The organism is Thiobacillus sp. 65-1402, from assembly GCF_001897685.1.
Classification (GTDB): domain Bacteria; phylum Pseudomonadota; class Gammaproteobacteria; order Burkholderiales; family Thiobacillaceae; genus Thiobacillus.
This window is the reverse complement of sequence record NZ_MKUG01000125.1, coordinates 1-7680: the sequence shown is the minus strand read 5'-3', so window position 1 is coordinate 7680 and position 7680 is coordinate 1. Positions and strand designations below refer to the sequence as shown.

Below are 7680 nucleotides of genomic sequence, written 5' to 3'. Positions count from 1 at the left end.
CATTCCCAGGTTAAGCCCGGAGCTTTCACGTCTTGCTTAATAATCCGCCTGCGCACGCTTTACGCCCAGTAATTCCGATTAACGCTCGCACCCTACGTATTACCGCGGCTGCTGGCACGTAGTTAGCCGGTGCTTCTTCTGCTGGTACCGTCATTAGCACACGATGTTAGCGCGTACCGTTTCGTTCCAGCTGAAAGAGCTTTACAACCCGAAGGCCTTCTTCACTCACGCGGAATGGCTGGATCAGGGTTTCCCCCATTGTCCAAAATTCCCCACTGCTGCCTCCCGTAGGAGTCTGGGCCGTGTCTCAGTCCCAGTGTGGCGGATCATCCTCTCAGACCCGCTACTGATCGTCGCCTTGGTGAGCCATTACCTCACCAACTAGCTAATCAGACGTCGGCCGCTCGAATAACGTGAGGCCTTGCGGTCCCCCACTTTCCCCCTCAGGGCGTATGCGGTATTAGCGCGACTTTCGCCGCGTTATCCCCCATTACTCGGTACGTTCCGACGCATTACTCACCCGTTCGCCACTCGCCACCAGGTGCAAGCACCCGTGCTGCCGTTCGACTTGCATGTGTAAAGCATTCCGCCAGCGTTCAATCTGAGCCAGGATCAAACTCTTCAGTTCAATCTCTGCAATTACTACTAATACTTCAGTCGCTCAACTCAAATGAATTACTTCATTAAAGTGTGAGCATTTATGCTAGTTGTCAGACCAACCAAAGTCGATCCAACTACCGCAACAACACCCACACCTATCGGCTGTAAATTGTTAAAGATCAATCTCTTAACTGCTTGGCTTTCGTTGCGTTGCCGTTTCGAGAGGTGCGCATTCTACGTGGTTTACATAAAACGTCAACACTTATTTTCGAAATGGTTGCGGGGGCAGGATTTGAACCTACGACCTTCGGGTTATGAGCCCGACGAGCTGCCAGACTGCTCCACCCCGCGCCTGTCGCAATGAAACCGCGTCAATCGAGAAGCGGAACTATAGCAAAGCCCGCCCAACCGCGTCAACACTTACACACCCCATCGAACAAACCAGCATGCCATGAATCCAATATTTCCAATGTTTTCAAACGACTGAGAATATCCATCTCGTTCGGGCAGCCCAAGGGGAAACCAGATAAGGCGTGGCATGACCGGGAAATCCTCACTTTTATTGTGCAGACAGCCCATCGCCTAAGCCGCTACCATTCAAACGTCGCTGTTTATCGAGAAATGCTTGTGTACATCGCTGATTTCACCCTGTCGCGTTTGCCGCGCATCGAGTTCGGCTCTGGAGTATTGGCCAGATTGCCGTTAGTAGCTCGCCGATATGGTTCCTGTGCTCTGCTCGTGACCGGCGCCGGCTCGTTCAAGCATTCGCCGTTCTGGGCAAACCTGACAACCGGACTGCAAGCGCAAGGCATTTCATGGCGCCATCTGACCATCTCGGGCGAGCCCTCACCCGAGATGGTGGACGAGGCCGTGCGCGCCTTACAGGCTGAGCCCATAGATGTGGTTATAGGAATCGGCGGCGGCAGCGCGCTGGATGCCGCCAAGGCGATTGCCGGCCTGCTCAAGCCCGGCAATTCGGTCATGGATCACCTGGAAGGGGTGGGACCCGAGCTCGCTTATGCCGGTCCGGCCACGCCATTCATTGCCGTGCCGACCACCGCCGGCACCGGTTCGGAAGCGACCAAGAATGCGGTATTGAGCCGCCAGGGCGTGGGGGGCTTCAAGAAATCCTTCCGCGACGAGAAACTGGTGGCGGAATATGCGCTCGTCGATCCGGACCTGCTGGCCACCTGCCCGCCCGCCGTCATCGCGGCGAATGGCATGGATGCCTTCACCCAGCTGCTGGAGTCCTATGTATCCAGCCGTGCCTCGCCCTTGACCGATTCGCTCGCCTGGGGCGGCATGAAAGCCGCGCGCGACGGCCTGCTGGCTTTGCATGCCGATGCTGGCGACGCGACGGCGCGCGCGCGGATGGCCTATGCGGCGCTGGTGTCGGGTATCACGCTGGCGCAGGCCGGGCTCGGCTCGGTACATGGACTAGCCGCGCCGCTGGGAGCGTTTTTCCCGATTCCGCATGGTGTCGCATGCGGCACGCTGGTGGCGACGGCCACGCGCATCAATATCGAAGCCCTGCGCACACGCGAGCCCGCCCATCCGGCGCTGGAAAAATACGCGCAGGTGGGGCGTCTGCTAAGCAAACAGGGAAAACTGGAAAGGGATGCGTCGCACGCCGCTCTGATCGACATCCTGGAAGCCTGGACGCGCGAACTCAAGCTGCCGCCGCTGGCGCATTACGGCGTGCAGCACGCGGATATCCCGCGCATCGTCGCCGACAGCCGCGGCAGCAGCATGAAAACCAACCCGCTCCGGCTCGACGACGGCGAAATCGCGGCCGTCCTCGCGGCGCGTATTTGATGCTGGCACGCTCAAGTTAAACGCCCTTCATCCGCTATTTCTGCGACCCAATTTTCTGGAGCGCATCATGTCCGGCGGCCTGCTTCTTCTCATCGCATTCGCACTGCTCGCCGTCTTCGGCATCTTCGTCTTCAATCAACTGGTCACCCTGAAACACAACGTCGGCAAGGCCTGGGCTAACATCGACATCCTGCTCAAGCAGCGCCACGACGAACTGCCCAAGCTAGTCGAGACCTGCAAGCAATACATGCAGTTCGAGCAGGAGACGCTGGAAAAGGTGATGCAGGCGCGCAACCAGGTGGCGAGTGCGCGTGAATCCCACAACATTGCCGCGCTGGGACAAGCCGAAAATGCGCTGCGAACCGGCCTCGGCAACCTGTTCGCCGTCGCCGAGGCCTATCCTGAGCTGAAGACCAACCAAACCTTCCAGCATCTGCAGGCGCGCATCACCGGCTTGGAAAACGCGATCGCCGACCGCCGCGAGTTCTACAACGATTCGGTGAACGTCAACAACGTGCGGGTCGAGCAATTTCCCGACACCGTCGTCGCGCGCCTGTTCGGTTTCCGCCAGTTTCCGCTGCTGCGCTTTGCGGCCGCGGAGAAGAAAGACGTCGACCTCAAGCAGCTATTCAATAACTGATGTTTCGCTGGACGCCAGAATCGCGGCACGACTACGCCAACCTCCTACTGGGCGGCGGCAACCTGCTCATTCTGCTGCTCGGCTTCAAGCTGCAATCGCGTGTCGGCTGGCAAATCACCCTGGTGCTGATCGGGCTGACCAGCTGTTGGGCGTGGTATGCCAACCTCAAGCGCCATCGCACGGTGGCGGATACGCCGACCTCGCGCATCGCCTCGGCGCCGCAGGGCTACATCGAGCTTGTCGGCCGCGGCCGGCAGCCGCCGGGCGTCGGCCTGGTCAGCCCGGTCAGCGGACTGCCCTGCCTGTGGTACCGCTATCGCATCGAACGCAAAGACGGCGACCGCTGGGAACACGTCGAATCCGGCGCGTCGCACGACACATTTGGTGTGGACGACGGCAGCGGCCGCCTGCTGGTCGATCCCGACGGCGCGGAAATCCTTACCTCGCGCAAGCAGGTTGCGACGTCGGGCGGCTACCGCAAGACCGAATGGACCTTGATTGAAGGCGAGACGATTTACGTCATCGGCGAGCACGTCACCCTCGGCGGCCCCAACGCCATGCTCGACAAGAGAATGGATCTTGCCACGCTGCTGGCCGAATGGAAGCAGGACAAGACCGCCCTGCTGGAGCGTTTCGATGCCGATCGCGACGGCGAAATCAGCCTGGCGGAATGGGAATGCGCACGCCAGGCCGCATCCGACGAAGTCGACCGCATCCATCTCGACATCCGCCTGCAAGACGGCATCCACCTCATGCGCAAGCCGGCGCATGGCCGTCCGTTCTTCATCGCCAACCGCGAGGTCGGCTCGCTGGTGCGTCATTTCCGCCTGTGGAGCTGGGCACATCTGGCGCTGATGATGGCCGCGCTGCTGGGGTTGGCGCTGATCGGGCGCGCGCCCTGAACCCGGCTTGCCCCGTCTGGTTTCACGCCCTATAGTCAAGGCACGGAGGACGCATCATGAAACATGCCATACCCGAAACGCCAGCCGACTACGACCACACTCGCATCATCGAGCGACCCGACGGCTGCTACTGGATCGACGCCGAAAGCGGCGAAGAATACGGTCCCTTCGGCAGCCTGCTGGAAGCGGTGCAGGATATGGAATACAACGCCGACAGCGATTATGAGCCCGGCGAAACCGTGGCCGAAGCCGAGGATGAACTGGGGATCTCGGACTGGATCGACCCCGACACCGGCGACCCGGGCGATGAATCTCACCGCCCGGTGGAGTGAGTCCCGGCTGAGGCCGGCTGTTCCAGGGCATTCCGCGCAGCGCACTCCGCCGCCCGCGCCTCGCGTTCAAACGGATTGTCGCGGTAAGGGTTGCCGCCGCGCGCCCAGGCGAGCAAGCCGGCCAGCGGATACAACACCAGCAGCAATATTCCCCAGCGTTCGAACTGCCTGACATGCGCCCGCTCGTGGGCCCGGGTCGCAGTCAAGGCTGCCAGCGACACCCCGACCACCACATGCCCCAGGGTCATCGCGGCAACCGATCCGCTGAAAGGGAAACCGCGCTGCAGCACCCGCGCCGGCCAGCCGCCGGCGGCCTCCAGCACGCCGTCGACCCGATGCAGCACACCGCCGCTGCTGCGCGCGATCAGCGCAACCAGCATGCCAAGCAGCGTCACCGGCAAGGCCCACAGATAAAGCAGGATCCGCAGCATTACTGAATCCGCATTCCAGAACGCGAATGCCGGCCCGCCAGCCGCCCCGTTCGGCTGTTCACCGAACCCGCCCGGACCCGGATCGGGAAGCCATGCGGAACGGCCGCGCCGTCGGTGCCTTCGCGCTCATCCGCGCCGGCTCAATAAATATCCGTCGCCCCTGCAAACCAGCGCACCTCCGGCAAGCCCTGGCGCACGAAATGCGCGCGCGCCAGTTCCAACTGCGCCGCGGTGCCCGCCGCATAGACGTCGAAGCGATGCAGATCGGGATAATCCACCACGATGCCTTTCAGCACAGCTTCCAGCTCGTCGGTCGCCGCGTGCGGCACGTAGTTGAAATTGTCCAGCGCATCGGCCCAGGTGCGGCACAGGTTGTCCTGGTAATGCCCGGCTGCGTCGGCCAGCCAGTGCAGGTCCATCGATTCGACCAGCTCCAGCGACATGGCGTGCTGGATCAGGCTCTTGATCGGCGCGAAGCCTACGCCGAAGGCGAGGAAAATCGCCGGCCGCGGCGAATCCTCGTCCAGCACGAACTCGCCGAACGGCCCTTCCAGCGCCACCGCATCGCCGGCTTTCAGAGTGGTGAACACGGCCTCGGCGAACGCATCGCCGGGACGGTGCGGAATCTGCAGTTCGATGTTGCGGTCTTCGCACGGGCAGCTGGCAATGGCGTAGCGTCCGCGCACGCCATCGATCGACACCTCGATGCTTTGCCCGCCGAGATACCGCAGGCGCTGGCTGCGCGGCGTCAGGACATGCAGCGCGGCCATCTGCGAATTGAACATTTCCACCGACTTGACCTTGGCGCCGAGCCGCTGCATCTGAATGTCGTGCGCGCCTGCCACATTGGCCTCGATCACCACGTCGTTCACCGGCGCATAGGCGCACAGCAGGATCGCCCCGGCATCCTTGTCGGCCTGCTTCAGCACATAATCATGCGCGCGGACTTTTTTCACCTCGCCCGACACCAGCCGCGCCCTGCAGTCGCCGCAGTTGCCGTTGCTGCAGCCGTAGCTGAGCGAAACCCCGTTGCGCAGCGCGGCATCGAGCAGCGTGTCGTTGCCCTCCACGAAGAATTCGTGGCCGCTTGGCTGGATGGTGACGTGGGCTGACATGACTTTAAGTATCCTTTCCTGTGCAATCGCCGCCTGCGCCAGCACCGCATCCGGCGGCATTTCGGCCAGATTGCGCAGCAGAAACGCGCGCAGGGTGTGCAGCGCGTGGCGCGTCTCGGCGCTTTTGTCTTCTTCGATTTCGTCGATCTTCTCGTCCAGCCAGACCATCACGTTGCCGTAATGCTGCAGCAGGGACTTGGCCGCCGCGTAATCGGCGCCCAGTTCGTTCAAGCGTGCCGCCAGCACCTCCTTGTCCGGCAACACGAGATCGCGCACCCGCCTGGCAAACGCCTTGTCCTTGATTTCCGCAACCCGGCGAAACTCCGCATCGTCGTCCCACTTCACCTCGGGAAACGCACGCAGCAGCTCGTCGAGCTCGACCATGCCGTCGAATGTCGCCAGCGTGCCGCTGCGGATCATTTCCTGCAGCGCATGACGCGGCTGCCCAACCAGCTTGACCACCCGGGATAGCGGAAGTAAATGGCTCATGCCGTGATGGTACCGCGAGCGCCCGATATACAGAATCGGCAATTCACCGGATTCTGAATCCGCGATCCCATCGGGCGGACGCTTCTGACCATACAATCGCATCATGCCTGTCATCTCCACCCGCCCCTGTCCCGCCGATGCCCGCACCGCACTCGAGCAGGCCGGCCTCGCGCCCGCCTGGGCACGCCTGTATGCCGCACGCGGCGTCACCCATCCCGAGCAGATCGCGCACCGCCTGCCGCAACTGCTGCCGCCTGCCGGGCTGCTGCACGTCGAGCGCGCCGCCGCGCTGCTGGCCGATGCCATCCGCGACAACAAGCGCCTGCTCATCGTCGCCGACTACGACGCCGACGGCGCCACCGCCTGCGCCGTCGGCGTGCGCGGCCTCACCATGCTCGGCGCGCGCGTCGAGTATCTGGTGCCCAACCGGCTCGAACACGGCTACGGCCTCACCCCCGACATCGTCAGGCTCGCCGCCGAGCCCCCATTCGGGGACAAGCGCCGGCCCGATCTGCTGCTCACGGTAGACAACGGCATCGCCGCGGTCGACGGCGTGGCGGCGGCGAACGCGCTCGGCATCCCGGTGCTGGTCACCGACCACCACCTGCCCGGCGACGCCCTGCCGGATGCCGCCTGCATCGTCAACCCCAACCAGCCGGGCTGCGGTTTCGCGTCGAAAAACCTGGCCGGGGTGGGGGTGATGTTCTACGTGCTGCTGGCGCTGCGCGCCGAACTGCGCCAGCGCGGGATGTATGCAAACCGGCCCGAACCGGATCTGCGCAGCCTGCTCGACCTGGTCGCGCTCGGCACCGTTGCCGACGTGGTGAAGCTCGATGCCAACAACCGCATCCTGGTCGAGCAAGGCCTGGCACGGATGCGCGCCGGCAAGGCCAGCGCCGGCATCAACGCGCTGTTTCGCGCCGCCGCGCGCGACCCCGCGCGCGCCACCGTGTTCGACCTCGGCTTCATGCTCGGCCCGCGGCTGAACGCCGCCGGGCGCATCGACGACATGGCGCTCGGCATCGAATGCCTGCTGGCCGACGACCCCGCTGCAGCGCAGCAGCTGGCGCAGCGGCTCGACGAACTCAACCGCGCCCGGCGCGACGTCGAGGCTGGCATGCTGGAGGAGGCGCTCGCCATCCTCGCCACCTTCAACCCCGACGACAGCCACAGCCTCACCGCGTATCAGCCCGACTGGCACGTCGGCGTGATCGGCATCCTGGCATCGCGCCTGAAGGACAAGTTCCACCGCCCCACTGTCGTATTCGCATCCAGCGACAGCGGCGAACTCAAGGGCTCCGGGCGCTCCATCCCCGGCCTGCACCTGCGCGACGCGCTCGACCTGATCGACAAGCG

At 63.3% G+C, this 7680-nt stretch carries 7 protein-coding genes, 1 tRNA gene and 1 rRNA gene; 5 read left to right on the top strand and 4 right to left on the bottom strand.

What is annotated here, in order from left to right; genetic code table 11:
- Both BGO62_RS10160 and BGO62_RS10155 read right to left on the bottom strand, forming a co-directional pair.
- Positions 1-628, bottom strand: a 16S ribosomal RNA gene (locus BGO62_RS10160); the annotation flags it as partial.
- 246 nt (positions 629-874) lie between these two features.
- Positions 875-951 (bottom strand) — tRNA-Met (locus BGO62_RS10155).
- Positions 952-1221: 270 nt separating this feature from the next.
- On the opposite strand from BGO62_RS10155, the gene BGO62_RS10150 reads away from it, so the two are divergent.
- The 4 genes from BGO62_RS10150 to BGO62_RS10135 all read left to right on the top strand — a co-directional run bounded on the left by BGO62_RS10150 (position 1222) and on the right by BGO62_RS10135 (position 4289).
- Entirely contained in the window at positions 1222-2415 is a 1194-nt protein-coding gene (locus BGO62_RS10150) for an iron-containing alcohol dehydrogenase (RefSeq protein ID WP_296641980.1), read from the top strand.
- Positions 2416-2482: 67 nt separating this feature from the next.
- Entirely contained in the window at positions 2483-3055 is a 573-nt protein-coding gene (locus tag BGO62_RS10145) for a LemA family protein (protein ID WP_296641978.1), read from the top strand.
- Positions 3055-3957, top strand: coding sequence for a hypothetical protein (locus tag BGO62_RS10140; RefSeq protein ID WP_296641976.1), 903 nt, complete (start codon positions 3055-3057; stop codon positions 3955-3957). The genes BGO62_RS10145 and BGO62_RS10140 overlap by 1 nt, the downstream gene beginning before the upstream one ends.
- Positions 3958-4013: 56 nt before the next feature.
- Positions 4014-4289: a hypothetical protein gene (locus BGO62_RS10135; protein ID WP_296641975.1), complete on the top strand. Its 276-nt coding sequence runs from the start codon at positions 4014-4016 to the stop codon at positions 4287-4289.
- Here the strand turns inward: BGO62_RS10135 and BGO62_RS10130 are convergent.
- Positions 4271-4720 carry a hypothetical protein gene (locus BGO62_RS10130; protein WP_296641974.1) on the bottom strand — a complete coding sequence of 150 codons (450 nt, stop codon included), beginning with the start codon at positions 4718-4720 and terminating at the stop codon, positions 4271-4273. The genes BGO62_RS10135 and BGO62_RS10130 overlap by 19 nt on opposite strands.
- 140 nt (positions 4721-4860) lie before the next feature.
- Positions 4861-6324: a 2Fe-2S iron-sulfur cluster-binding protein gene (locus BGO62_RS10125; RefSeq protein ID WP_296641973.1), complete on the bottom strand. Its 1464-nt coding sequence runs from the start codon at positions 6322-6324 to the stop codon at positions 4861-4863.
- A gap of 103 nt (positions 6325-6427) precedes the next feature.
- On the opposite strand from BGO62_RS10125, the gene BGO62_RS10120 reads away from it, so the two are divergent.
- A partial coding sequence (locus BGO62_RS10120; RefSeq protein WP_296641972.1) for a DHH family phosphoesterase occupies positions 6428-7680 on the top strand: 1253 nt, incomplete at its 3' end.

Excerpts from the sequence above, each read along its gene's own strand:
- BGO62_RS10125 (WP_296641973.1), bottom strand. The coding sequence starts at position 6,324 with ATGAGCCATTTACTTCCGCTATCCCGGGTGGTCAAGCTGGTTGGGCAG.
- BGO62_RS10130 (WP_296641974.1), bottom strand. The coding sequence starts at position 4,720 with ATGCTGCGGATCCTGCTTTATCTGTGGGCCTTGCCGGTGACGCTGCTT.
- BGO62_RS10150 (WP_296641980.1), top strand. The coding sequence starts at position 1,222 with ATGCTTGTGTACATCGCTGATTTCACCCTGTCGCGTTTGCCGCGCATC.
- BGO62_RS10140 (WP_296641976.1), top strand. The coding sequence starts at position 3,055 with ATGTTTCGCTGGACGCCAGAATCGCGGCACGACTACGCCAACCTCCTA.
- BGO62_RS10145 (WP_296641978.1), top strand. The coding sequence starts at position 2,483 with ATGTCCGGCGGCCTGCTTCTTCTCATCGCATTCGCACTGCTCGCCGTC.
- BGO62_RS10135 (WP_296641975.1), top strand. The coding sequence starts at position 4,014 with ATGAAACATGCCATACCCGAAACGCCAGCCGACTACGACCACACTCGC.